Source organism: Streptococcus ilei (genome assembly GCF_000479335.1).
Taxonomy (GTDB): domain Bacteria; phylum Bacillota; class Bacilli; order Lactobacillales; family Streptococcaceae; genus Streptococcus; species Streptococcus ilei.
Genome location: NC_022584.1, coordinates 1442714 through 1465747, shown reverse-complemented (window position 1 = coordinate 1465747; position 23034 = coordinate 1442714). Strand labels below are relative to the sequence as shown.

Annotated in this window: 20 protein-coding genes; 12 read left to right on the top strand and 8 right to left on the bottom strand. The window is 44.1% G+C overall.

Annotated elements, in window-relative coordinates; translation table 11 throughout:
• Window positions 1-3 precede the first annotated feature (3 nt).
• The 4 genes from N596_RS06790 to N596_RS06775 form a co-directional block, all read right to left on the bottom strand.
• On the bottom strand, window positions 4-816 hold the full coding sequence (locus N596_RS06790; protein ID WP_023027399.1) for a DUF1189 family protein: 813 nt from the start codon (window positions 814-816) through the stop codon (window positions 4-6).
• Window positions 817-1061: 245 nt separating this feature from the next.
• The gene (locus N596_RS06785) at window positions 1062-1904 is read right to left on the bottom strand and encodes a sugar ABC transporter permease (RefSeq protein WP_023024736.1); all 843 of its coding nucleotides are present in this window, start codon (window positions 1902-1904) and stop codon (window positions 1062-1064) included.
• A 1-nt stretch (window position 1905) separates the two neighbouring features.
• On the bottom strand, window positions 1906-3201 hold the full coding sequence (locus N596_RS06780; protein ID WP_023027397.1) for a sugar ABC transporter permease: 1296 nt from the start codon (window positions 3199-3201) through the stop codon (window positions 1906-1908).
• Between the two features lie 81 nt (window positions 3202-3282).
• Window positions 3283-4542, bottom strand: coding sequence for an extracellular solute-binding protein (locus N596_RS06775; RefSeq protein ID WP_023027396.1), 1260 nt, complete (start codon window positions 4540-4542; stop codon window positions 3283-3285).
• Between the two features lie 466 nt (window positions 4543-5008).
• On the opposite strand from N596_RS06775, the gene malQ reads away from it, so the two are divergent.
• The 4 genes from malQ to nrdI all read left to right on the top strand — a co-directional run bounded on the left by malQ (window position 5009) and on the right by nrdI (window position 10057).
• On the top strand, window positions 5009-6541 hold the full coding sequence (gene malQ, locus N596_RS06765) for a 4-alpha-glucanotransferase (protein ID WP_023027394.1): 1533 nt from the start codon (window positions 5009-5011) through the stop codon (window positions 6539-6541).
• 42 nt (window positions 6542-6583) lie between these two features.
• On the top strand, window positions 6584-8842 hold the full coding sequence (glgP, locus tag N596_RS06760; RefSeq protein ID WP_023027393.1) for a glycogen/starch/alpha-glucan family phosphorylase: 2259 nt from the start codon (window positions 6584-6586) through the stop codon (window positions 8840-8842).
• A gap of 173 nt (window positions 8843-9015) precedes the next feature.
• Window positions 9016-9528: an ABC transporter permease gene (locus tag N596_RS06755; RefSeq protein WP_023027392.1), complete on the top strand. Its 513-nt coding sequence runs from the start codon at window positions 9016-9018 to the stop codon at window positions 9526-9528.
• A gap of 61 nt (window positions 9529-9589) precedes the next feature.
• Window positions 9590-10057 carry a class Ib ribonucleoside-diphosphate reductase assembly flavoprotein NrdI gene (gene nrdI / locus N596_RS06750; protein ID WP_117744832.1) on the top strand — a complete coding sequence of 156 codons (468 nt, stop codon included), beginning with the start codon at window positions 9590-9592 and terminating at the stop codon, window positions 10055-10057.
• 73 nt (window positions 10058-10130) lie between these two features.
• On the opposite strand, the gene N596_RS06745 is transcribed toward nrdI, so the two are convergent.
• Together N596_RS06745 and argS are read right to left on the bottom strand one after the other, a co-directional pair.
• Entirely contained in the window at window positions 10131-10376 is a 246-nt protein-coding gene (locus N596_RS06745; protein WP_023024726.1) for a hypothetical protein, read from the bottom strand.
• Window positions 10377-10541: 165 nt separating this feature from the next.
• Window positions 10542-12230, bottom strand: a complete 1689-nt coding sequence (gene argS, locus N596_RS06740) for an arginine--tRNA ligase (RefSeq protein WP_023027390.1) — start codon at window positions 12228-12230, stop codon at window positions 10542-10544.
• A gap of 102 nt (window positions 12231-12332) precedes the next feature.
• On the opposite strand from argS, the gene argR reads away from it, so the two are divergent.
• Both argR and mutS read left to right on the top strand, forming a co-directional pair.
• Window positions 12333-12776, top strand: a complete 444-nt coding sequence (gene argR / locus N596_RS06735) for an arginine repressor (protein WP_023024723.1) — start codon at window positions 12333-12335, stop codon at window positions 12774-12776.
• A 106-nt stretch (window positions 12777-12882) separates the two neighbouring features.
• Complete coding sequence (mutS, locus tag N596_RS06730) at window positions 12883-15426, top strand: DNA mismatch repair protein MutS (RefSeq protein WP_023027389.1); 2544 nt, start codon at window positions 12883-12885, stop codon at window positions 15424-15426.
• A gap of 187 nt (window positions 15427-15613) precedes the next feature.
• Here mutS and N596_RS06725 read toward each other — a convergent pair whose 3' ends face one another.
• The gene (locus N596_RS06725; RefSeq protein WP_023027388.1) at window positions 15614-16072 is read right to left on the bottom strand and encodes a DUF3021 domain-containing protein; all 459 of its coding nucleotides are present in this window, start codon (window positions 16070-16072) and stop codon (window positions 15614-15616) included.
• Entirely contained in the window at window positions 16069-16506 is a 438-nt protein-coding gene (locus tag N596_RS06720) for a LytTR family DNA-binding domain-containing protein (RefSeq protein WP_023027387.1), read from the bottom strand. Before N596_RS06720 ends, N596_RS06725 begins: the two co-directional genes overlap by 4 nt.
• A 253-nt stretch (window positions 16507-16759) precedes the next feature.
• On the opposite strand from N596_RS06720, the gene mutL reads away from it, so the two are divergent.
• From mutL to spx, 6 genes are all read left to right on the top strand, one after another.
• Window positions 16760-18709, top strand: coding sequence for a DNA mismatch repair endonuclease MutL (gene mutL, locus N596_RS06715; RefSeq protein WP_023027386.1), 1950 nt, complete (start codon window positions 16760-16762; stop codon window positions 18707-18709).
• A gap of 20 nt (window positions 18710-18729) precedes the next feature.
• Window positions 18730-19323, top strand: coding sequence for a Holliday junction branch migration protein RuvA (ruvA, locus tag N596_RS06710; protein ID WP_023027385.1), 594 nt, complete (start codon window positions 18730-18732; stop codon window positions 19321-19323).
• Between the two features lie 9 nt (window positions 19324-19332).
• Complete coding sequence (locus N596_RS06705) at window positions 19333-19899, top strand: DNA-3-methyladenine glycosylase I (protein ID WP_023027384.1); 567 nt, start codon at window positions 19333-19335, stop codon at window positions 19897-19899.
• 83 nt (window positions 19900-19982) lie between these two features.
• The gene (locus N596_RS06700; RefSeq protein WP_023027383.1) at window positions 19983-21251 is read left to right on the top strand and encodes a competence/damage-inducible protein A; all 1269 of its coding nucleotides are present in this window, start codon (window positions 19983-19985) and stop codon (window positions 21249-21251) included.
• Between the two features lie 47 nt (window positions 21252-21298).
• Window positions 21299-22441 carry a recombinase RecA gene (gene recA, locus N596_RS06695; protein ID WP_023027382.1) on the top strand — a complete coding sequence of 381 codons (1143 nt, stop codon included), beginning with the start codon at window positions 21299-21301 and terminating at the stop codon, window positions 22439-22441.
• Window positions 22442-22528: 87 nt separating this feature from the next.
• A complete protein-coding gene (spx, locus tag N596_RS06690; RefSeq protein WP_006595399.1) occupies window positions 22529-22927 on the top strand; it encodes a transcriptional regulator Spx in 399 nt (132 codons plus the stop codon).
• Window positions 22928-23034: the final 107 nt, after the last annotated feature.

Sequence of the window (23034 nt, the reverse complement as noted above, 5' to 3'; positions counted from 1 at the left end):
TCCCTAAGGTTTGTAATCTGGATCCCGGAAATGTGTCTTATAGAAGGCAAGCGCGAGGAACAAGACAAATAGGATATTTTGGATCAAGATGGTTGTGGTAAAGACTTGGTGGAACAATAAACTGATCAGGACGCTCGCCAGAATAGGCAAACCAAGACAGTTGAGAGTGAAGTTGAAGCATTCTTTGAAGGTCTTGAGAGAGAAGAGACGTGACTTCCGTGTCAAGAAGAGGAAGAAGGAAGCTCCAAATACTAAAATTGCAAAATTCACAGCAGATAAGAAACCTGAGAAGAGGACGAGGAAGAGGCTAACTGCCAATCGATTGGCTTGGAACCAATCTTTGGAAATGGCTTGGCTTAAAGCATCTTTATTTTCGAGACTCTTTTGATTGATTGCCTGATAAGGAATACTTGCAAGTTCTTTGTTTTCTCTGCTAATCACTAGTTGGGTCTTATCGAAATAGAGGGTTAATTTTTCACCTAACGAAGTCCCTTCGTGATGACCGATGATAACATGGCCAGCTTTGTTCTTGTGAACTCCAAAATGACTGTTATAGACTAGTTCATGCTCTTCAATACGGACACTTTCTTTCAAGTCCTTCATAACATCCTCCGTTAAGGGATCAAAGACATCGCTAACGAAGGTAGTTAAAGGGTAGGTCTGGAGTTCCGCATTTTGAACGGCGACAGGAATGAGTGTCAAGGATAGAAGAAAGAGTGAGGTGAAAATCATTTGGAACCAATTGAGTTGTTTACGGTTCGCAAAGGCTTTTCTTACCTGAAAAAGGCTGGAAAAATAATTAAATGGATAGGGCATGAATTGACCTTTCTAATCTCCGAAATGTGGAGAGCATAGCAAGATTTTATCCTTAACCAAAGATGGGAGAGAGACCGGTAGCAAATCAATCAACTTGCTATCCTTGTCCCACTCCCATCCTTTCCTTAAAGATAAAATTTATGTGACTGGGAGAAAAGTAGGAGAGGAATTCTCCTCCTTTTCTTCATTGATGGAAGTTGTACCTATCCAAGGAAGGTGACAAACTTCTGATAGAAAACCTTATTTTATCCTTTATCCCCACCAGCTGTCAAGCCTGAAACAAAGTTCTTTTGGAGGAAGAAGAAGAGCACACAGATTGGGACTGCAATCAGAATCGCACCTGCCGCAAAGAAGGCAATCTTTTGATTTTTTTGGTCACTGATAAAGGTTTGAAGACCAACCGCTACCGTGTAGTTGATTTCGTCACGAAGCAAGAATTTAGACAAGATGTAGTCTCCAAAAGGTCCCATGAAGGCCCAAAGTGCTTGGACCGCAATCATTGGACGAACCAATGGAAGGACGATTTGCCAGAAGCGACGGAAGTGTCCAGCACCATCTAATTTTGCAGATTCATCAAGTGAAATTGGGACTGTATCGAAGTAACCCTTCATCAACCAAGCATTCATTGGAATTCCTCCACCGACATAGAGGAAGATCAGGAACCAACTGTGGTTCAAGGCGTTCAACATCAAGGCCATAACGAAGAAGGCAGTCAAAGCAGCCATGGTAGGCACCATTTGGATAATCAAGAAGAAGACCAAACTTTGCTTACGAGCCAAGAAGTTGTAACGGCTGTAGGCGTACCCTGCTAGAGTAATGATGGATGTTTGAGCAACCATGGTAATAATGGCGATAATCAAGGTATTGAGATACCAAGTGCCATAGAGGGTATCCGTAAAGAGCTTTTGGAAGTTATCAAAGCTGAGACTGCCACTGAAATCAAGCGTAAAGGCACTGACGTTACCAGTTTTGAAGGCTGAAAGAACCGTAATCAACAAGGGATAGATGATGACGATGGATAGGACAACCAAGTAGAGGTAAGTCAAGAAATGATTAAGGCGGCGTTTAAATTGAACTGAGTTTTTCATTTTACACATCCTCCATATCAAATGCGTGCAGTTTCTTGAAAGCAATCATCGAGATAGAGATCACAATCAGAGAGATAATCAACGTAACCGCAGCAGCCATTGAGTATTGAGGTGATGAGTTCGTTGTCAATTTATAGATCCAAGAAATCAAGATATCTGTCGAACCAGCATTTCCTCCAACAGATCCAGGTCCACCATCGTTAAAGAGGTAGATAATGGAGAAGTTGTTAAAGTTGAAGGTGTATTGGCTAATGAGCGTTGGTGCCGCAACAGCCAAAATCATTGGGAAGGTAATGTTGCGGAATTTTTGCCAAGCGTTTGCCCCATCGATATAGGCTGCTTCATAAAGATCGTTTGGAATAGATTGCAAGATTCCCAGTGTCAAGACGTAAATGTAAGGGAAGCCGAGCCAACCTTGCATCATAATCAAAGCAATTTTTGTCCAGGTAGGGTCCGTTTTCCAAGGAATGAGAACCCCATCTAAGAATGGGAAAATCTTTGCAAAGAGAGGGATGACTTGCGCATTGATTGCCCCGATACTATCGTTGAACATGTTTGAGAAGGTCAAGATAGTGATGAAGGCAGGAACCGCCCATGGAAGAAGGAAGATGACACCAAAGATGCGTTTTCCTTTAATGAATGGTTGGTTAGAAATAATGGCTGTCAAGATACCAAGAACGATTTGAAGTGTTGAAGCTGCCAAGGCCCAGATCAAGGTCCAGCCCAATACAGATGTAAAGGCAGAACGGAAGGTACTCAAAGTCCACATGTTGGTGAAGTTTTGAAGTCCGATCCAATCAAGTAGCGTAAAGCGAGCTGTATGCTTAAAGTCGTAGTTAGTAAAGGCAATCATCAAGGTAACCAAAACGGGGAAGATGATTGCAAAGGTCATGGCAATATAAGAAGGGATGATCAAAAGATAGGGGAAGCCATTTTCATAGATAGCATTGACCATCTCTTTTAGGGTCATCGGTACTCGAATGCCATTATTAATCCGCTTGGCTACAGTACCCGCATCTTTGATATTCAGAGCGTAGAACATCAAATAAACGACTGTGATAATTAAGTGGAAGGCACCACGGATTAAGATAAAAAGAGAGTTATCTTGTCCACGGACGGTACCGAGGGTGATGAGTTTGGACAATTCCCCCAAACCAAGCCCGAAAAAGTAAGCGAGAAAGACAAGCGTTACACCGAGAAAGATGTATCCTTTTGCTTTCTGTTTGTTATAGATTTGTCCCAAGCCAGGAATGAGGGATAACCACATTGCCTTTTTTGGATTTTGTTGTGTTTCCATATCGACTCCTTATATGTGAGCGGTCAGAGGCCACATCACAGCGAAAGGCTGGGAAAGATTCCCAGCCCCTTGGGAACTGTTTTACTTGCCACCGAATTTTTGTTCGATAGTTTCTTTGATCAATTTAACAGCATCGTCAGCAGCATCTTTAGCAGATTTCTTACCACTTACAGCGTCGAAGAGCATAGTTGCAGCTGGATCCCAAACAGTACTCATTTCAGAGATGTTTGGCATTGGTTGTGCATTTTCAAACTGTTTAACAACGGCAGTTGTCAACTCATCGTTTTTACCAACAGCGTATTCACGAGCTTCTGTGTTAGCTGGCACTTCGTTAGTCTTATCGTAGAAGGCTTTTTGTTGATCAGTTGTAGTCAAGAAGTCAACAAATTTTTGAGCTGCTTCAGGGTTGTTAGCACCTGCAGGGATAACCCAAGCTTTACCACCACCGAAGGCAGAATATGCTTTTCCGTTTGGAAGGGTAGGGATAGTTGCTACACCGTAGTTTACTTTAGCTTCTTTCAATGAAGATGCTTTCCATGGTCCATCGATGATGGCAGCTGTCTTACCTTCTTGGAATTGAGTTTGGATGAAGTTTGCAGCACCTTTAGTGTCTTGCAATCCTTTAGGCCATTTAGCGTACCAAGTTTTCGCGTATTCGATACCGTCGATGGCACCTTGGTTGTTCAAACCTACGTCTTTTGGATCAGTACCATCTTTACCGAAGACATATCCACCGTTACCTGAAAGGAGTCCGTATGCATAGTAGAAGTTTGTCCAGTCAGCAAGGAAGGCAGTGTTTTTACCTTCTTCACCAGCGAAGTTATACTTGCTGTCTTTTGCTAATTCTTCAAGTTCACCAAATGTTTTTGGAGCTTCTTGTAGGAGGTCTTTGTTGTAGTAAAGAACCAATGTTTCGATAACTGCTGGTGCTCCATACACTTTACCACCGTTTGTTACAAGTGATTCAGTTGTTTTGTCAGTCTTGCTATCTTTGTTCAATTTAACTTCAGCCAATTGACCGTCGTTACCAAGACCACCTACGCGGTCGTATGGTGCCATCATAACGTCTGGAGCTTTACCAGATTGGTTGTCAAGAGACAATTTGTCCAAACCACCAAGAGCGTCACCAGTCTTGATGTTTACTTTTGTACCACTTTCTTTTTCAAAAGCTTTCGCAGCTTCTTCCATGTAAGATTTGTAACCATTATCGACGTAGACAGTCAACTCGTTTTTAGTAGTAGAAGAAGAATCTTCTTTTTTGCCTCCACAAGCTACCAAAAGAAGTGATGCGAATCCGACTGTACCAAGTACAGCAGCGCTTCGAAGAATTGTGCGTTTCATGATTTATTCCTCCTAAAGAATAAAAATAAGATTATTAGTTGAAAACGTTTTAGACAAACGTTTTCCTTAACACGAATAGTATATCACAGGGAGAAAACGTTTGCAAGTATTTGTGCAAAAATTTTTAAAATTTTTTTATCTTCTATTATACACACAAATAGTTGACAAGAAAATGAGAAAGGGATACACTAGGCATAGGGTTAACCTGCAGAAAAAACATAAAAGTTTAGGAAACCTCTTGCATAAACCACAGGATTACTTTATAATGGATAATAACGCAAACGTTTTCCTTGAACGTTGCATAAAGATGATCTAGGGTCATTTATAAATAGGTTAAATTCAGTTCTATGTCTGATGACTGCCCTTCTTCTATTCTTTCTGAGAGTTGGAGTGGATCAGAAACAGTATAGAAGGTTCGTCTATTTTCTTAAAACAAAAATATATTAAACTAAAGGTGGTACCCCCAATGAAAAAACGCCAAAGTGGTGTCTTGATGCACATTTCATCCTTGCCTGGGAAGTATGGAATCGGTTCGTTTGGCCAAGCAGCCTACGATTTTGTGGATTTTCTCGTTCGTACCAAGCAACGGTATTGGCAAATTTTGCCTCTCGGAACAACAAGCTACGGTGATTCTCCTTACCAATCCTTCTCGGCTTTTGCAGGCAACACCCATTTTATTGACTTTGATCTTTTAATTGAACAAGGGCTCTTGGATGCATCTGATGTAGAAGGTATTGATTTTGGTCAAGATCCAACTGAAGTAGACTATGCCAAGATCTTCGAGCAACGTCGTCCTCTTCTAGAAAAAGCGGTTGAAGCTTTTCTCAAAACAGGTGATTGGGATGACTTCAGCCGATTTGCAGAGCAAAATGCAGCTTGGTTGGAATTGTTCGCTGAATACATGGCTATTAAAGAGCACTTTGAATTAAAAGCATGGACAGAATGGCCAGACGCTGCGATTCGTGTACGTCAACCGGAAGCCCTTGCATCCTACCGCGCTCAATTGGAAGATAAATTGACTTACCATCGAGTAACACAGTATTTCTTCTTCAAACAATGGTTGAAATTGAAAGCATACGCTAACGACAACCATATTGAGATCGTAGGTGATATGCCAATCTACGTAGCGGAAGATTCAAGCGATATGTGGGCAAATCCTCATCTCTTTAAAACAGATGAAAATGGAAAAGCAACCTGCATCGCAGGATGCCCACCAGATGAGTTCTCAGCAACTGGTCAGCTTTGGGGCAACCCAATCTATGACTGGGAAGCAATGGACAAAGATGGTTACAAATGGTGGATTGAACGCTTGCGTGAGAGCTTCAAGATCTACGACATCGTGCGGATCGACCACTTCCGTGGTTTTGAATCTTACTGGGAAATCCCAGCTGGTTCTGATACAGCAGCACCAGGTAAATGGGTCAAAGGTCCTGGCTACAAACTCTTTGCTGCAGTGAAAGAAGAACTCGGTGATTTGAACATCATCGCAGAAGACCTTGGCTTCATGACGGACGAAGTCATTGAGCTTCGTGAGCGCACAGGCTTCCCAGGCATGAAGATTCTTCAATTTGCCTTCAATCCTGATGATGAAAGTATCGACAGCCCTCACTTAGCGCCAAATAACTCTGTTATGTACACTGGTACACATGATAACAACACGGTTCTTGGATGGTACCGCAATGAAATTGACGATCCAACTCGTGAGTACCTTGCTCGTTACACCAACCGGAAAGAATACGAATCTGTTCCACATGCGATGCTTCGTACCGTCTTTGCTTCAGTCAGCTTTATGGCCATCGCTACCATGCAAGATTTGTTAGAGTTGGATGGCTCAGCTCGTATGAACTTCCCATCTACCCTTGGTGGCAACTGGGCATGGCGGATGACAGCGGATCAATTGACTCCTGCTGTTGAGCAAGAATTACTTGATTTCACAACCATCTATCGTCGTGAAAATACTGACTTGGTGAAAGAAGAAGCGAAAAAAGCAGAAAAATAATCTTTCCCCCTATCTAATTAAAACACAAGGAGACACTTAACCATGGAATCATTACAAAAATATGTGATTGACCATCATCAAAAAACAATTGCAGAATGTTCAAACGAAGAATTGTACATTGCTTTGCTTAATTACACCAAGCAAGCAAGTGCCCAAAAGAAATTAAATACTGGTAAGAAAAAAGTTTACTATATCTCAGCTGAGTTCTTGATTGGTAAACTCTTGTCGAACAACTTGATCAACTTGGGTCTGTACGATGACGTCAAAAAAGAATTGGCTGACGCTGGCAAAGACTTGATCGAAGTCGAAGAAGTGGAATTGGAACCATCACTTGGTAACGGTGGTTTGGGACGCTTGGCAGCCTGCTTTATCGACTCTATCTCAAGCCTTGGTTTGACAGGGGATGGGGTTGGTTTGAACTACCACTTTGGTTTGTTCCAACAAGTCCTTAAAAACAACCAACAAGAAACCATTCCAAATGCGTGGTTGACTGACCAAAGCTGGCTCGTTCGTTCAAGCCGTAGCTACCAAGTGCCATTTGCACACTTTACCTTGACTTCTACGCTTTATGATATCGATGTACCTGGTTACAAGATCGAAACCAAGAACCGCTTGCGCTTGTTTGACTTGGATTCAGTTGATTCATCCATCATTGAAGATGGTATCAACTTTGACAAGACAGATATCGCTCGCAACTTGACTCTTTTCCTTTACCCAGATGATAGTAACCGTCAAGGGGAATTGCTCCGTATTTTCCAACAATACTTCATGGTTTCAAACGGTGCACAATTGATCCTCGACGAAGCGATCGAAAAAGGAAGCAACTTGCATGACCTTGCTGACTACGCAGTTGTACAAATCAATGATACTCACCCATCTATGGTCATTCCTGAGTTGATCCGTCTCTTGACTGAACGCGGTATCGAAATGGATGAAGCCATCTCTATCGTTCGTAGCATGACCGCTTACACTAACCACACAATCCTTGCAGAAGCCCTTGAAAAATGGCCACTTGAATTCTTGCAAGAAGTGGTTCCTCACTTGGTACCAATCATTGAAGAATTGGACCGTCGTGTTCGTGCTGAACACAAAGATCCAGCTGTTCAAATCATTGATGAACACGATCGTGTCCACATGGCCCACATGGATATCCACTATGGATACAGTGTAAACGGGGTTGCTGCTCTCCATACTGAGATCTTGAAAAACTCTGAATTGAAGGCCTTCTATGACCTTTACCCAGAAAAATTCAACAACAAAACAAACGGGATCACCTTCCGTCGTTGGCTCATGCATGCCAACCCAAGCTTGTCTCACTACTTGGATGAGATCCTTGGACGCGATTGGCACCATGATGCTTCTAAATTGGAAGACCTTCTCTCATACGAAGATAAAGCAGCTGTCAAAGAAAAATTGGAAAACATCAAAGCCCACAACAAACGTAAATTGGCTCGTCACTTGAAAGATCATCAAGGTGTAGAAATCAATCCAAACTCTATCTTTGATATCCAAATCAAACGTCTTCACGAGTACAAACGTCAACAAATGAACGCTTTGTATGTGATCCACAAATATCTTGACATCAAGGCTGGTAACATCCCTGCTCGTCCAATCACAGTCTTCTTTGGTGGTAAAGCAGCTCCTGCCTACACAATCGCTCAAGACATCATCCACTTGATCCTTTGCTTGTCAGAAGTCATCGCAAACGATCCAGCAGTGGCTCCACACTTACAAGTAGTAATGGTTGAAAACTACAACGTGACTGCAGCAAGCTTCTTGATCCCAGCATGTGATATCTCAGAACAAATCTCATTGGCTTCTAAAGAAGCTTCAGGTACTGGTAACATGAAATTCATGTTGAACGGAGCTTTGACGCTTGGTACTATGGACGGAGCTAACGTGGAAATCGCTGAGTTGGTTGGAGACGAAAACATCTACATCTTCGGTGAAGATTCAGAAACTGTTATCGACCTTTACGCAAAATCAGCATACAAATCAAGCGAATTCTACGCTCGTGAAGCAATCAAACCATTGGTTGACTTCATCGTCAGCGACGCTGTTCTTGCAGTTGGTAACCAAGAACGTTTGTCTCGTCTTCACAATGAGTTGATCAACAAAGACTGGTTCATGACCCTTCTTGACTTGGAAGACTACATCAAAGTCAAAGAGCAAATGTTGGCTGACTACGAAGACCGTGACGCATGGTTGGATAAAGTCATCGTTAACATTGCCAAAGCAGGATTCTTCTCATCTGACCGTACAATCGCTCAGTACAACGAAGATATCTGGCACTTGAACTAATTTGTTTTCGACATTCTAGAAGCAATATACTTAGAAAGAAGAGCTCCTTTTGAATCATATCCTGATTTAGAGGGAGCTTTTTTAGCACAGGATCGCTGGGAAAATCTAAACTTGCGCTTCCCTTAGGTTCACGTTATAATAAATACTATGGATATTAGAAACGAGGAAATACAATGAAGAAAAATCCGATTTATATGTATGTCTTGCTAGCCCTCTCAGCGATGGGAACTCTATTAACTGCTCAGTCCTTCTTTGGATTGGCTAAAGTGGAGATCACAGATGAAACGGCAGCTTCTTTGAACTTAACCACTGCAATTGAACGGGAAGAATATAAAGCCTTCCTTGAAAAACTAATCGTAGCGCTACGCGGACCGATTGCTTGGTTGTTGCTATCTCTTTTAATTGGGGGCTTAATTGCTGTTGGCTATTTCTTCCTGTCTAAAAAGGATATTGTCAAGGCAACCTACGCCTATATGGGTCAAATTGGAGCCTTTGTCCTAATAAGCTTGCACAATTTCTGGTCTTATCGTTCTTCCATGTCGGTGATCACAACAGATAAATTGCGGACCTTGATACAGGCTTCTAGCTTATATGCGCTTGTCTTGAGTATAGTTGTAGCCCTTGTTTACCTGGGAATCCTTCTCTACAAATTAAAAAATAGACCAGCTAGCGACCTTTCAGCTTAGATGACAGCATTCAAAAGCTCCTCTAGCTTAGTCTTAGACAAAGAAGGAGGAGCTTGTCTGATTGGAGAAAAAAATGAAAGTATGTTTTGTCTATATCAGTTTAAGTGGCAATACTGAAAGTTTTGTCCGTCGCCTCAGTGACTATCTATGGGAGCAGTACCCTGACTTAGTTATTGAAAAAATCCATGTCAAAGACCTGGTCAAAGAAGGGAAGCCTTTCTTTGAAGTCGATACTCCTTTTATCGCCTTTTTACCTACCTATCTTGAAGGAGGAAATGGTGTTGATAATGGGGATGTGGAGATTTTAACGACCGATGTAGCAGACTTTATTGCCTACGGAAACAATGCCACTAAATGCTTGGGAGTTGTAGGATCTGGAAACCGCAACTTCAACAATCAATATTGCCTAACGGCCAAGCAGTACAGTCAACGCTTTGGCTTCCCTATGCTAGCAGACTTTGAGATGCGAGGGATGCTAGGGGATATCAAAAAAGTAGCTGGTATTATCGAAGACTTGTATCACTTTTAAAATGAGAAGAGAGTGGGACAGAAATCGAATTCTAACGAATGACCGATTTCTGTCCCACTCTCTCTTTTGTTGCTTATTTTAATTGATCTGTAATTTCTTTCGAAAGTAAGAGGCCGAGGCGATAGTCCTTGTTGATAGCGTGGATGACATCGTTGATGTTTTCCGTCGTTTGGATTTGCTCCTTGATGCCTGCTTTGAATGTTTCATCTTTTAAGAGTTGCTCTTGTAAAATCTTTTGCAGTTTTTCTCTCTCGTATTTATTGATTAAAAAGAGAATGACTAGGCTAACTAAAATAAGAATGTAAACAGTTTGGTTCATAGGGTTCTCCAGAAGATAAGATAATAGATAAGGGAAGCGCTAATCCCTAAAAATATAGGTGTATGTAACATGAGAAAAGGAGTGAGATGGAACTAAATAAGGCTTATTTAGCTATTCCTCTCACCCCTAAAAAAGACGGTTTCCTATCAAAAAGTAAGAAAGATATTACATCTTATCAGGCGCATCCACACCCAATAGACGAAGCGCTTCTTTCAAAACAACTGCTGTTGAGTAGCTAAGAGCAAGACGGCTATCACGTTCTGGGCTTTCATCCAAGATCCGAGTGTGAGCATAGTACTTGTTGAAGGCTTGAGCCAAGTTGATGGCATATTTGGCAATCAAGGATGGATCATAGTTTTCAGCAGCACGTTTGACAACACGAGAGAAGTCTTGGAGAAGCTTGATGATTTCCCAGCTTTCAGGATCGCTCAAGCTATAAGTCGCATCTGCTGATGGTGTGAAGTTGGCTTTGCGAAGGATAGATTGGATACGAGCATAAGCGTATTGAACGTATGGTCCAGTTTCTCCTTCGAAGGATACCATGGCTTCAAGGTCAAAGTCATACCCGTTTCGACGGTCTGTCTTCAAGTCATAGAATTTAACCGCACCAACACCGACTGCATGTGCTACTTCTTCCTTGTTTTCTAGTTCAGGATTCTTTTCTTCGATCTGAGCTTTAGCACGAGAGATAGCTTCTTGAAGGGTTGGTTCGAGCAGGATGATATTTCCTTTACGAGTTGACAATTTTTGGCGGTTCTTTGTCACCAAACCAAAGTCAACGTGGATCATATCGTCGCTCCATTCAAATCCCATTTTCTTCAAAACAGCTTTCAACTGACGGAAGTGGTTGGATTGTTCTTGACCTACAACATAGATGTTTTTCACAAAGTTGTAAGTCCGTGCACGGTAGATAGCGGTTGCGATATCACGAGTGATATAAAGAGTGGCACCATCTGATTTTTTAATCATAGCTGGTGGTAGGTTGACATCATCCAACTCAACGATGCTAGCCCCCTTAGACTCTTTCAACAAACCTTTTTCTTCAAGGATTTGGACAGCTTCGTCCATCTTGTCATTGTAGAAGGCTTCTCCGTTTAAGCTGTCAAATTCAACACCGAGGAGTTTGTAGATACGGTTGAATTCTACCAAGCTCTCGTCACGGAACCATTGCCACAATTCAGTTGCTTCTGGATCTCCATCTTCCAATTTCTTGAACCAGAGACGTCCTTCATCGTCCAAAGCAGGATCGTTTTCGATTTCGGCATTGATGCGAACATAAAGTTTCAACAATTCGTCGATTGGATTAGCTTCGACAGCTTCCTTGCTACCCCATTTTTTGTAAGCTACCATCAAAAGACCGAACTGTTTACCCCAGTCTCCCAAGTGGTTGATTTTAATGGTGTTGTAGCCCATTTTTTTATAGATGTTTGAAATAGCATCCCCGATAACGGTTGAACGTAAGTGACCAACTGAGAATGGTTTTGCGATGTTTGGACTAGAAAGGTCGATGGTAACGTTCGCTCCTTGGCCTTCTTCTTGTTGTCCATAGTCAGCACCCGCTTGGATAACAGATTTGATGACTTGGTCAGAGATTTGTGATTTATCTAAGAAGAAGTTTACGTAAGGACCAGTAGCAACGACTTTTTCAAAGTGAGAGGCATCGATTTTTTCCGCAATATCAGCAGCAATCGCTTGAGGAGCTTTGCGTTCGATTTTAGCCAAAGAAAAGGCAGGAAAGGCGATATCTCCGAGGTCTGAAGATTTTGGTTGCTCTAGTAAATTTAAGATAGTTTCTTGGTCTAAGTCTTCGATGACTTTTGCCAATTCACTTGCAATAAGTTCTTTATGATTCATAGTAGCTCCTTTGGTCTTTTGTTACTATTCTATCACAAAATTCGGCCTTTCTTCAAACTTTTTGGTATAATCAAAGTATAATTATTCAAAAGTGGAGCAAAAATGAAAAAAGATGAACGTCAGCTTTTGATTCGAGAAATTATCCAAAATGAGAAGTTATCGACGCAAAAAGAAATTCAAGACCGTTTAGATCAGAGAGGGGCGGGAGTGACCCAGACAACCTTATCCAGAGACCTACGAGAAATTGGTCTGATCAAAGTAAAAGAGAAGGGTGGTCTCTATTATAAATTAGCCGATGAACCTGATCGAACAGATATTTTTAGACTGATTGCTCAATATGCACAAGTGGTCTCGAGAGCAGAGTTCACACTGGTTGTTCGGACGGAGCTTGGAGAGGCGGCGATTTTAGCCAATGCAGTCGATGAAATTTTGGATGATCAAATCCTTGGAACCGTCGCAGGGGCCAATACCCTTTTAATTGTTTGCAAGGACCAAGAAGTCGCACAAACGGTCCAGCAGACCATTCTCCAACATTCTAGTCACTAGTCAAGGGCGAGGGACCAGTCCAGAAAGGGATCGGCCCTCCTTTTATATCAGTTTAGTGTTGGAGTAAGTTCTCAGAATGAATGAAATGATAGAGAAAAGGAGCGATATGGCAGCAGAAAAAATATCACCTGGCATGCAGCAATACCTAGATATCAAAAAAGACTATCCGGATGCTTTTTTGCTCTTTCGGATGGGGGATTTTTACGAGCTCTTTTATGAAGATGCCGTCAATGCCGCACAGATTTTAGAGATTTCCTTGACTTCAAGGAATAAAAATGCAGAAAATCCGATTCCCATGGCTGGAGTACCTTATCATTCAGCCCAGCAGTACATCGATGTTTTGATCGAAAAAGGCTATAAGGTGGCTATTGCAGAGCAGATGGAAGATCCTAAGCAAGCCGTCGGTGTGGTCAAGCGGGAAGTGGTCCAAGTCATTACTCCAGGGACCGTTGTCGATTCGACCAAGCCAGACAGCGCCAACAACTTCTTGGTAGCCTTGTCTCATGATGAGACGGATTATGGCCTTGCCTATATGGACTTGGTGACTGGAGAGTTTCAGGTCACTAGTTTGAATGATTTTGCCATGGTCTGTGGGGAAATACGAAACCTGCGGGCGCGTGAAATTGTCTTGACCTACTCCTTGTCAGAAATGGAAGAAAGAGTCCTTCTTGGCCAAATGAACCTCTTACTCTCCCCTATCTCAGAAGTGGCGGAGGATGTTCAACTTCTAGGGGCTGAGTTGACTCATTTGGAGAGAATAGCGGCTGGAGGTCTGCTCCAATACGTACAGGAAACCCAGAAGCGGGAGCTCCACCATATCAAGCCTGCCCATCACTATGAAGTCCGTGATTTCTTGCAGATGGATTATGCGACCAAGGCGAGTTTGGACTTGACAGAGAATGCCCGGACAGGTAAAAAACACGGCAGCCTCTACTGGCTCCTAGATGAAAGCAAGACAGCCATGGGAGGTCGTCTCTTACGGGCTTGGATCCAGAAACCCTTAATGGACCGTCATCGGATCGAAGAGCGCCAAGAGATTATCCAAGTCTTCTTGGACCATTTCTTTGAGCGAAGTGATCTGGCAGATCGTCTCAAAGGTGTGTATGACATCGAGCGTTTGGCCAGTCGGGTCTCCTTTGGCAAGATTACTCCCAAGGACCTCTTGCAATTGGGCGAAACGCTGCGCCACGTTCCCTTGATCAAGTCGCTTTTGGTCGAGATGGGAGAGCCTGTTCTAGACCCCCTCATTGCCCAGTTAGATGAGCTACCAGAGCTTTGCCGTCTCATCGAAGCAGCGATTGACCCGGATGCCCCGATTGTTCTGACAGAAGGCAATATCATCCGTACCGGTTTTGATCCAACCCTGGATCAGTACCGTGTCGTCCTCCGAGAAGGGACCGGCTGGATTGCAGAGATTGAAGCCAAGGAACGCGAAGCCAGTGGTATTACCGGTCTTAAAATTGACTACAACAAAAAAGACGGTTACTATTTCCATGTGACCAACTCCCAATTATCCCGTGTGCCAGCTCATTTCTTCCGCAAGGCGACCTTGAAAAACTCCGAGCGTTTTGGGACAGAAGAATTGGCTCGGATTGAAGGAGAGATGCTAGAAGCTCGGGAACAATCAACCAGTCTGGAGTATGCGATTTTCCTACGAATCAGAGAGGAAGTCGGCAAGTACATTCAGCGCTTGCAGTCACTAGCCCAAGCTCTAGCAACGGTGGACGTTTTGCAGGGGCTGGCCTGTGTGGCTGAAAGGCAACAACTGACCCGTCCAGTCTTCCAAGAGGCGCGTGATATCCGGATTGAAAAGGGCCGTCACCCGGTTGTTGAGAAGGTAATGGGAGCTCAAAGCTACATTCCCAATAGTATCCTCATGGATGAGACCTGTGATATCCAGTTGATTACGGGGCCCAATATGAGCGGGAAGTCCACCTATATGCGTCAATTGGCTATCATTGTCATTATGGCCCAGATTGGCTCCTTTGTACCAGCTCAAGCGGCAATCCTCCCTCTCTTTGATGCCATTTACACTCGGATTGGGGCGGCAGATGACTTGGTGTCCGGCCAGTCGACCTTTATGGTTGAGATGATGGAGGCCAACAATGCCATTCGTCAAGCGACTCCAGCCTCTCTTATCTTGTTTGATGAGTTGGGACGGGGAACGGCGACCTATGATGGCATGGCTCTGGCCCAAGCCATTATCGAATACATTCATGACCGGACAGGGGCCAAGACACTCTTTGCTACCCACTACCATGAGCTAACCGACTTGGAGCAGACCCTATCTCGCTTGCGCAATGTCCACGTCGCTACCTTGGAGAAGGACGGCCAAGTGACCTTCTTGCACCGGATCGAAGAGGGACCTGCTGATAAATCCTACGGGATCCATGTAGCTAAGATTGCAGGCCTGCCAAGCGATCTCTTGAAGCGGGCAGATGCCATCCTGAGTCAACTAGAAGGCCAAAGCCAAGAAGTGCCAGTAGCAGCTCCAACCAAGCAATCCTCTCAAGAGCTTGGAGAGCAGTTATCTCTGTTTGCGGCAGACACCACTCACCCAGTACTAGAAGAATTAAACAATCTCGATATCTACAACATGACCCCGATGGAAGTCATGATGGCAGTTGCCGAGATGAAAAAGAGAATATAAGAGAGAGTGGGACAGAAATCGGTCATTCGTTAGAATTCGATTTCGTCGTCCCACCTCCGCACAGTTGAGTAGGGCTGTAAAAGCAGATGAAATCAGCGTAGTAGAGCCCACTCAACCACTGCGTCTTACTCGACAATCCAAAGACAATTGAGAGGCTAGGACTTTTGTCCTAGCCTCTTTTTATTTATCAAGCCTTTCCTTGCAACTGACGATTGATGTCATCCACTTTCTTTTTATTGAGGTAGTAAGAGACAGCCCAGACAATGAGATAGACGAAGCTAAACTCAAAAATGACAGAGAGATAAAAACTGATTTTCATTGGGAACCAGCCACCCAAGGTTGCTAAAGGTAGGAAACCAAAGAGCATCAAGAGGTAGTGGCTGACGGTCGCGCGAAGCAAGCTCCAATCTTTGTTGAAAAGGACACTCCCCAAGCTGAAGAGGAGTCCGATACCGGCCCAGATAAGGGTACAATAGAGCATAACAAGGGATCCATGAACTTCGTGGGCTTGCATCCACTGGCCGACAGCTGAGCTAGGACTGAGAGGCGTATAAGTGGAAGGGGAGTTTAAAAAAGAAAAGAGGATAGAGAGGATGAGACCGATCAAGATCCCTTTCAAAGCGTTGGTAAAATGGTTTTTCATCATGAGAGTTTCTCCTTAATAGCTTTTAAATAACGACGAGAGGAGTAAGTCATCCTTCCGTTTTTGAGATAGATTTGAACCGATCCGCTACCGGTAAAATGCAGGTGATCGATTTCTTTGGTATTGATAATTTCAGATTGGGAAATTTTTAAAAAGTAGATGGGCAAGTCTTCAGAGAGTTGGTAGAGAGGACCTGTGAGGATGAAGTGGTCATCCTTTGTTTCCCCCACCACTTGCCGGTTTTCAATATAGAAACGATGAAACAAGTGGGTCTCTACAAGATAGGTTTCCCCATCCTTTTTCGCTCGCAAGCGTTCCTTCTGGTCCAATTCCTCTATGAATTGTTGGACTTTCTGGATGCGTTCGCTAGGTTGTGGCGCTGTGATAGCAACACCTTCTTCTTGAAAATGAGGGTCAATGGTTACTGTTACTTTCATACAAATCCCTTCTAACTGATTGACGTAAGGTAAGCGATTCGCTAGCAGGACCTCTTGCTTACAATTCTATTAAACACTTTTTCAGGCATCAAGACAAGGTTTTTTGCATATTCGGTCATTTTGTCTGTTTATCTGGTAGAAGTCCAGTATCTTTAATGGAGCTAGGGGATAAGGTTTTATAAACGGAGGCCTTCCTTGGAGATATGGTATAATAGTTCTACCTATGCGCGTATAAAAGATAAGAGGGGAAGCTATGTCACAGATTATCGAATTACCAGAAATTCTAGCCAATCAGATCGCTGCCGGTGAGGTCATCGAGCGCCCTGCTAGTGTGGTCAAGGAACTGGTTGAAAACTCCATCGATGCAGGAGCCAGTCAGATTGTCGTAGAGATTGAAGAAGCGGGCTTAAAGACCATTCAAATTACGGATAATGGACAAGGGATTGCCCACGAGGAAGTGGAATTAGCCCTTCGTCGCCATGCGACTAGTAAGATTAAGAGTCAAGCCGATCTCTTTCGGATTCGGACCCTAGGCTTCCGTGGCGAGGCCTTGCCCTCCATTGCCTCTGTCAGTGTTATGACCATTCTAACAGCTCAGGAAGGAGCCAGTCATGGAACCAAGCTAGAGGCTAAAGGGGGGGAAATCACTTCTCTTGAGCCGGCGACTAGCCCTGTGGGGACTAAAATTAAGATCGAGGACCTCTTTTTCAATACACCAGCCCGCCTCAAATATATGAAGAGCCAACAGGCAGAGTTGTCCCATATCGTCGACATTCTCAATCGCTTGAGTCTGGCCCATCCAGAGATTGCCTTCACCTTGATCAATGACGGCCATGAAATGACACGGACGGCAGGGACGGGAAATCTCCGCCAAGCCATCGCAGGAGTCTACGGCCTTGCTACCGCCAAGAAAATGGTTGCCATCGAGACAGGTGATTTGGACTTTGAAGTGTCCGGCTTCGTCTCTTTGCCAGAACTGACCCGGGCCAATCGCAACTATATTAGCCTTTTTATCAACGGCCGTTACATCAAGAATTTCTTGCTCAACCGGGCTATCTTGGATGGCTACGGCAGTAAACTCATGGTCGGACGCTTCCCGATAGCGGTCATCAATATCCAGATTGACCCCTATCTAGCTGATGTCAATGTCCACCCGACCAAGCAAGAGGTCCGTATTTCTAAAGAACGAGAACTGATGGACTTGATTTCCCAAGCGATTGTTTCCACTTTGAAAGAGCAAGATCTGATTCCAGATGCTTTGGAAAATCTGGCCAAATCGACACTTCGTCGAACAGAAAAGCCGGTTCAGACCAGTCTCCCCCTAAAAGAAAACAGCCTCTATTACGACCGAGACAAGGGAGATTTCTTTGTCCGTCCAGAGGTTGGGGAATCTCGTCCAAGTGGTGAAATAAGCCCAGAGCAAACGATTCTCTTTGCCCCAGAAGAGGGAAATCAGGAGACTAAGTCACCAGCTATCAAGTTTGCGGAGCGAAAGACGCCTCAGTACGACCAACTAGACCACCCAGAGTTGGATCTGGCTAGTCTAGACAAGGCCTATGACAAGCTGGAGGGAGAGGAAGCATCCACCTTCCCAGAGTTGGAATATTTTGGTCAGATGCATGGAACCTATCTCTTTGCCCAAGGAAATGGGGGCCTATATATCATTGACCAGCACGCGGCCCAAGAGCGGGTCAAATACGAAGAATACCGGGAGAGTATCGGGGATGTGGACGGCAGTCAGCAACAACTGCTGGTCCCTTATATCTTTGAGTTCCCTACAGACGATCTGATCCGCCTGCAACAGCGCAAGCACCTCTTAGAAGAAGTGGGCGTCTACTTAGAAGAATACGGAGCTAACCAGTTGATCTTGCGGGAGCATCCGATCTGGATGAAGGAAGAAGAGATCGAGTCGGGTATCTACGAAATGTGTGACATGCTCCTCTTGACCAAGGAAGTGTCCATCAAGAAATACCGGGCTGAGTTGGCTATCATGATGTCCTGCAAACGCTCCATCAAGGCCAACCATACACTGGACGATTACTCTGCACGCGACCTGATCTATCAACTGTCCCAATGTGACAACCCCTATAACTGCCCTCACGGTCGTCCGGTTTTGGTTAACTTTACCAAGTCGGATATGGAAAAGATGTTCCGACGCATTCAGGAAAATCACACTAGCCTACGGGAATTGGGCAAATATTAATCAAACAATAAAGGAATCTTATGTACGAATACATTAAAGGAATCTTGACGAAAATCACTGCTAAATACATTGTGGTAGAAACAGCTGGAATCGGCTATCTCTTGCATGTGGCCAATCCCTATGCCTACTCTGGCAAAATGAATCAAGAGGTGCACGTCTATCTGCACCAAGTGGTCCGTGAAGACGCTCACCTTCTCTATGGTTTTGCAACCGAAGAAGAGAAACAGCTCTTTTTAAACTTGATCTCAGTCTCTGGGATTGGACCTGTCTCAGCTCTGGCTATCATTGCTGCAGACGATAATGCAGGTCTTGTCCAAGCCATCGAAAGCAAGAACATTACCTACTTGACCAAGTTTCCAAAGATCGGCAAGAAAACAGCTCAACAGATGGTGCTGGACTTGGAAGGTAAGATCAATCTTGACCTAGAAGATGCACCGGCTCAGTCTAAAGCCAAAGTTGCAGAAGAAAACCAATCCCTTGAAGAAGCTATGGAAGCCATGTTGGCATTGGGCTACAAGGCAACGGAACTTAAGAAAATCAAGAAATTCTTTGAAGGAACTTCTGATACTGCTGAAAACTACATCAAGTCTGCCCTTAAGATGTTGGTGAAATAGGAGAAGAAGATGCCAAAACGTTGTGGCTGGGTTAAAATGAATAACCCGCTCTATGTAGCCTACCATGATGAAGAATGGGGACGTCCTCTCCACGATGATCAAGCCCTTTTTGAGTTGCTCTGTATGGAGACCTATCAGGCTGGTCTGTCTTGGGAAACGGTGCTCAATAAACGCCAAGCTTTCCGAGAAGCGTTTCATGGCTATCAAATTCAAGCGGTCGCAAAGATGACTGACTCTGAATTGGAGCCCTTGATGGACAATCCAGCTATCATTCGAAATCGGGCAAAGATTTTTGCCACACGAGCCAACGCTCAAGCCTTTCTACAAGTCCAGGCAGAGTTTGGCACCTTTGATGCTTATCTTTGGTCTTTTGTCAATGGGAAAACCATCGTCAATGATGTTCCAGATTACCGGCAGGCTCCAGCGAAGACAGTTCTTTCTGAGAAGCTAGCCAAGGACCTCAAAAAGCGTGGTTTCAAGTTTACGGGTCCCGTTGCGGTCTTATCCTACCTACAAGCAGCAGGCCTGGTCAATGACCATGAGAATGATTGTGAATGGAAAAATCCGAATAGCTAACCCATCGTAGAAAATTTTTCTACGATTTTTCTATTTTTGTGTTACAATGAAGAAAAATTACGAATAGTATAAGTGGAGGCGTTATGAAAGCAGAGATCATTGCAGTGGGAACTGAAATTCTCACAGGACAGATTGTCAATACCAATGCGCAATTCTTATCAGAAAAGTTGGCCGGTCTAGGGATCGACGTTTATTTCCAAACTGCAGTTGGGGATAATGCCGATCGTCTCTTGTCTGTTCTTGCGATTGCGCGTGATCGAAGTGATCTCGTCATCCTCACGGGAGGCCTCGGACCGACCGAAGACGACCTGACCAAGCAGACCCTAGCGCAGTTCTTGGGTAGAGACCTGACCTTTGATCCAGAAGCAATGGCCAAGTTGGACCGCTTCTTTGCCAGTCGGCCAGAACATATCCGAACTCCCAACAATCTGAGACAAGCGCAAATAGTGACAGGCTCAACACCGCTCCAAAATTTGACTGGTTTGGCAGTGGGAGGGTTGATTGAAGTAGAGGGCGTTAGCTATGTGGTCTTGCCTGGTCCCCCTAGTGAACTGAAACCTATGGTTACTGATGAGTTAGTGCCCCTTCTAGCCACAGGCGAGAAGCTCTACTCACGCGTCTTGCGCTTTTTTGGAATCGGGGAAAGCCAGCTGGTAACCGTTCTAGCCGATGTGATTGATGGCCAGACTGACCCGACGGTGGCTCCTTATGCCAAGACCGGAGAAGTGACCTTGCGCTTGTCGACCAAGGCTGCGTCACAAGAGCAGGCTGATCAGAAATTGGATCAGTTGGAGCAAGTGATCCTTCGTCATGAGACTTTAGATGGTCAAGCCTTGAGCCAGCTCTTCTATGGCTATGGAGATGACAATTCCCTAGCTAAGGTTGCTTTTGAACTCTTGCGAGAGAGAGGTTTGACCCTAACCGCAGCAGAGAGCTTGACAGCCGGGATGTTCCAATCGACTCTGGCTAATTTCTCAGGAGCCTCAGCAGTCCTACCAGGAGGTTTCGTCACCTACAGCATAGAGGAAAAGAGCAAAATGCTCCAAATCCCCCTAGCTGAGTTGCAAGAACATGGAGTGGTCTCTGCCCATACAGCTGAGCGGATGGCGGCGCAAGCCCGTCTCTTAACAGGGGCTGATTATGGAGTTAGTCTGACAGGTGTTGCTGGCCCAGACAGTCTAGAAGGCCACCCAGCAGGGACCGTTTTTATTGGAATTGCAGGTCCTAAAGGAGTCCAATCGATCAAGGTCAATATCGCTGGCCGGAGTCGTATGGATGTTCGGAAAGTTGCAGTCCTCCATGCCTTTAATCTGGTACGCCGGACTGTATTATTAGATGAAAATTTGCTATAATGATAAGAAGCTTGTATAGCATTACGCTTTGAATATAGGAGAAAAGAATGGCGAAAAAACAGAAAAAATTAGATGATATCTCTAAGAAATTCGGAGACGAGCGTGAAAAAGCGCTCAATGATGCCCTAAAGTTGATCGAAAAAGACTTTGGTAAAGGATCCATCATGCGTCTGGGCGAACGCGCAGAGCAAAAAGTTCAAGTCATGAGCTCAGGTTCCTTGGCTCTTGATATTGCCTTGGGTGCTGGTGGTTATCCAAAAGGTCGGATCATCGAAATCTATGGTCCAGAATCATCTGGTAAAACAACCGTTGCCCTCCATGCAGTAGCGCAAGCACAGAAAGAAGGAGGCATTGCTGCCTTTATCGATGCCGAGCATGCCTTGGACCCATCTTATGCGGCAGCTCTTGGGGTTAATATTGATGAACTCCTCTTGTCTCAACCAGACTCAGGGGAACAAGGACTTGAAATTGCTGGTAAATTGATCGACTCTGGTGCCGTTGACTTGGTCGTTATCGACTCTGTTGCTGCCTTGGTCCCACGCGCAGAAATCGATGGAGATATCGGTGACAGCCACGTTGGTTTGCAAGCGCGGATGATGAGCCAGGCTATGCGTAAGCTTGGAGCTTCAATCAACAAGACCAAGACCATTGCTATCTTTATCAACCAATTGCGTGAAAAAGTTGGGGTCATGTTTGGGAATCCAGAAACCACACCTGGTGGTCGTGCCCTGAAATTCTACGCTTCTGTTCGTCTAGATGTTCGTGGAAATACTCAAATCAAGGGTACTGGGGACCAAAAAGATACCAACGTTGGTAAGGAAACCAAGATCAAGGTTGTGAAGAACAAGGTGGCTCCACCGTTCAAAGAAGCCATGGTTGAAATCATGTACGGAGAAGGAATTTCACGTACAGGCGAATTGCTAAAAATTGCAACAGACCTTGATTTGATCCAAAAAGCAGGGGCTTGGTATTCTTATAACGGTGAGAAGATTGGCCAAGGTTCTGAAAATGCTAAGAAGTACTTGGCAGACCATCCAGAAATTTTTGATGAGATTGATCACCAAGTGCGCGTGCGCTTCGGTTTGATCGATGATGACACTGCTGTAGTTGTACAAGATGAAGTAGCTGAAAGCCCACTTCTTGAAGAAGTAACACTAGATCTTGATGATGCCATTGAGATTGAAGAGTAATTTTTTTCAAAATAGGTCGAAAGACTGATGGTTTTTATGGTATAATATACTACAATGTTATTATCGTGTGGCGAAAGGAGTGCATGCATGATTAAAATTTACACAGTTTCAAGTTGCACGAGTTGTAAAAAAGCCAAAACTTGGCTAAATGCTCATCAGTTGATCTATAAAGAACAAAACCTTGGTAAAGAAGGGATTACAAAAGAAGAATTACTCGATATTTTGACCAAAACAGAAAATGGCATTGCAAGTATCGTTTCTTCAAAAAACCGATACGCTAAGAATCTAGGTGTCGATATTGAAGACCTCAGCATGAATGAAGTCATCGATATCATCTTAGAAACACCACGAATCTTGAAAAGTCCTATCCTAGTGGATAACAAGCGACTTCAAGTTGGTTATAAGGAAGATGATATTCGAGCCTTTTTACCACGTTCTGTACGAAATGTTGAAAATGCGGAGGCTCGCTTAAGAGCAGCCCTATAAGAAAAGTAGCCAATCGTTTAGCTACTGAGAAGAGTCGAGATGTCAGAATCTCGACTTTTTCTTTTGTATCCGGTCAAAGAATCCACGAAAAAATGGTTGTAAGAATG

Bases quoted from the DNA above. Each gene is read 5' to 3' on its own strand.
- N596_RS06790 (WP_023027399.1), bottom strand. From the start codon at position 816: ATGCCCTATCCATTTAATTATTTTTCCAGCCTTTTTCAGGTAAGAAAA.
- N596_RS06785 (WP_023024736.1), bottom strand. From the start codon at position 1,904: ATGAAAAACTCAGTTCAATTTAAACGCCGCCTTAATCATTTCTTGACT.
- N596_RS06780 (WP_023027397.1), bottom strand. From the start codon at position 3,201: ATGGAAACACAACAAAATCCAAAAAAGGCAATGTGGTTATCCCTCATT.
- N596_RS06775 (WP_023027396.1), bottom strand. From the start codon at position 4,542: ATGAAACGCACAATTCTTCGAAGCGCTGCTGTACTTGGTACAGTCGGA.
- malQ (WP_023027394.1), top strand. From the start codon at position 5,009: ATGAAAAAACGCCAAAGTGGTGTCTTGATGCACATTTCATCCTTGCCT.
- glgP (WP_023027393.1), top strand. From the start codon at position 6,584: ATGGAATCATTACAAAAATATGTGATTGACCATCATCAAAAAACAATT.
- N596_RS06755 (WP_023027392.1), top strand. From the start codon at position 9,016: ATGAAGAAAAATCCGATTTATATGTATGTCTTGCTAGCCCTCTCAGCG.
- N596_RS06745 (WP_023024726.1), bottom strand. From the start codon at position 10,376: ATGAACCAAACTGTTTACATTCTTATTTTAGTTAGCCTAGTCATTCTC.
- argS (WP_023027390.1), bottom strand. From the start codon at position 12,230: ATGAATCATAAAGAACTTATTGCAAGTGAATTGGCAAAAGTCATCGAA.
- argR (WP_023024723.1), top strand. From the start codon at position 12,333: ATGAAAAAAGATGAACGTCAGCTTTTGATTCGAGAAATTATCCAAAAT.
- mutS (WP_023027389.1), top strand. From the start codon at position 12,883: ATGGCAGCAGAAAAAATATCACCTGGCATGCAGCAATACCTAGATATC.
- N596_RS06725 (WP_023027388.1), bottom strand. From the start codon at position 16,072: ATGATGAAAAACCATTTTACCAACGCTTTGAAAGGGATCTTGATCGGT.
- N596_RS06720 (WP_023027387.1), bottom strand. From the start codon at position 16,506: ATGAAAGTAACAGTAACCATTGACCCTCATTTTCAAGAAGAAGGTGTT.
- mutL (WP_023027386.1), top strand. From the start codon at position 16,760: ATGTCACAGATTATCGAATTACCAGAAATTCTAGCCAATCAGATCGCT.
- ruvA (WP_023027385.1), top strand. From the start codon at position 18,730: ATGTACGAATACATTAAAGGAATCTTGACGAAAATCACTGCTAAATAC.
- N596_RS06705 (WP_023027384.1), top strand. From the start codon at position 19,333: ATGCCAAAACGTTGTGGCTGGGTTAAAATGAATAACCCGCTCTATGTA.
- N596_RS06700 (WP_023027383.1), top strand. From the start codon at position 19,983: ATGAAAGCAGAGATCATTGCAGTGGGAACTGAAATTCTCACAGGACAG.
- recA (WP_023027382.1), top strand. From the start codon at position 21,299: ATGGCGAAAAAACAGAAAAAATTAGATGATATCTCTAAGAAATTCGGA.
- spx (WP_006595399.1), top strand. From the start codon at position 22,529: ATGATTAAAATTTACACAGTTTCAAGTTGCACGAGTTGTAAAAAAGCC.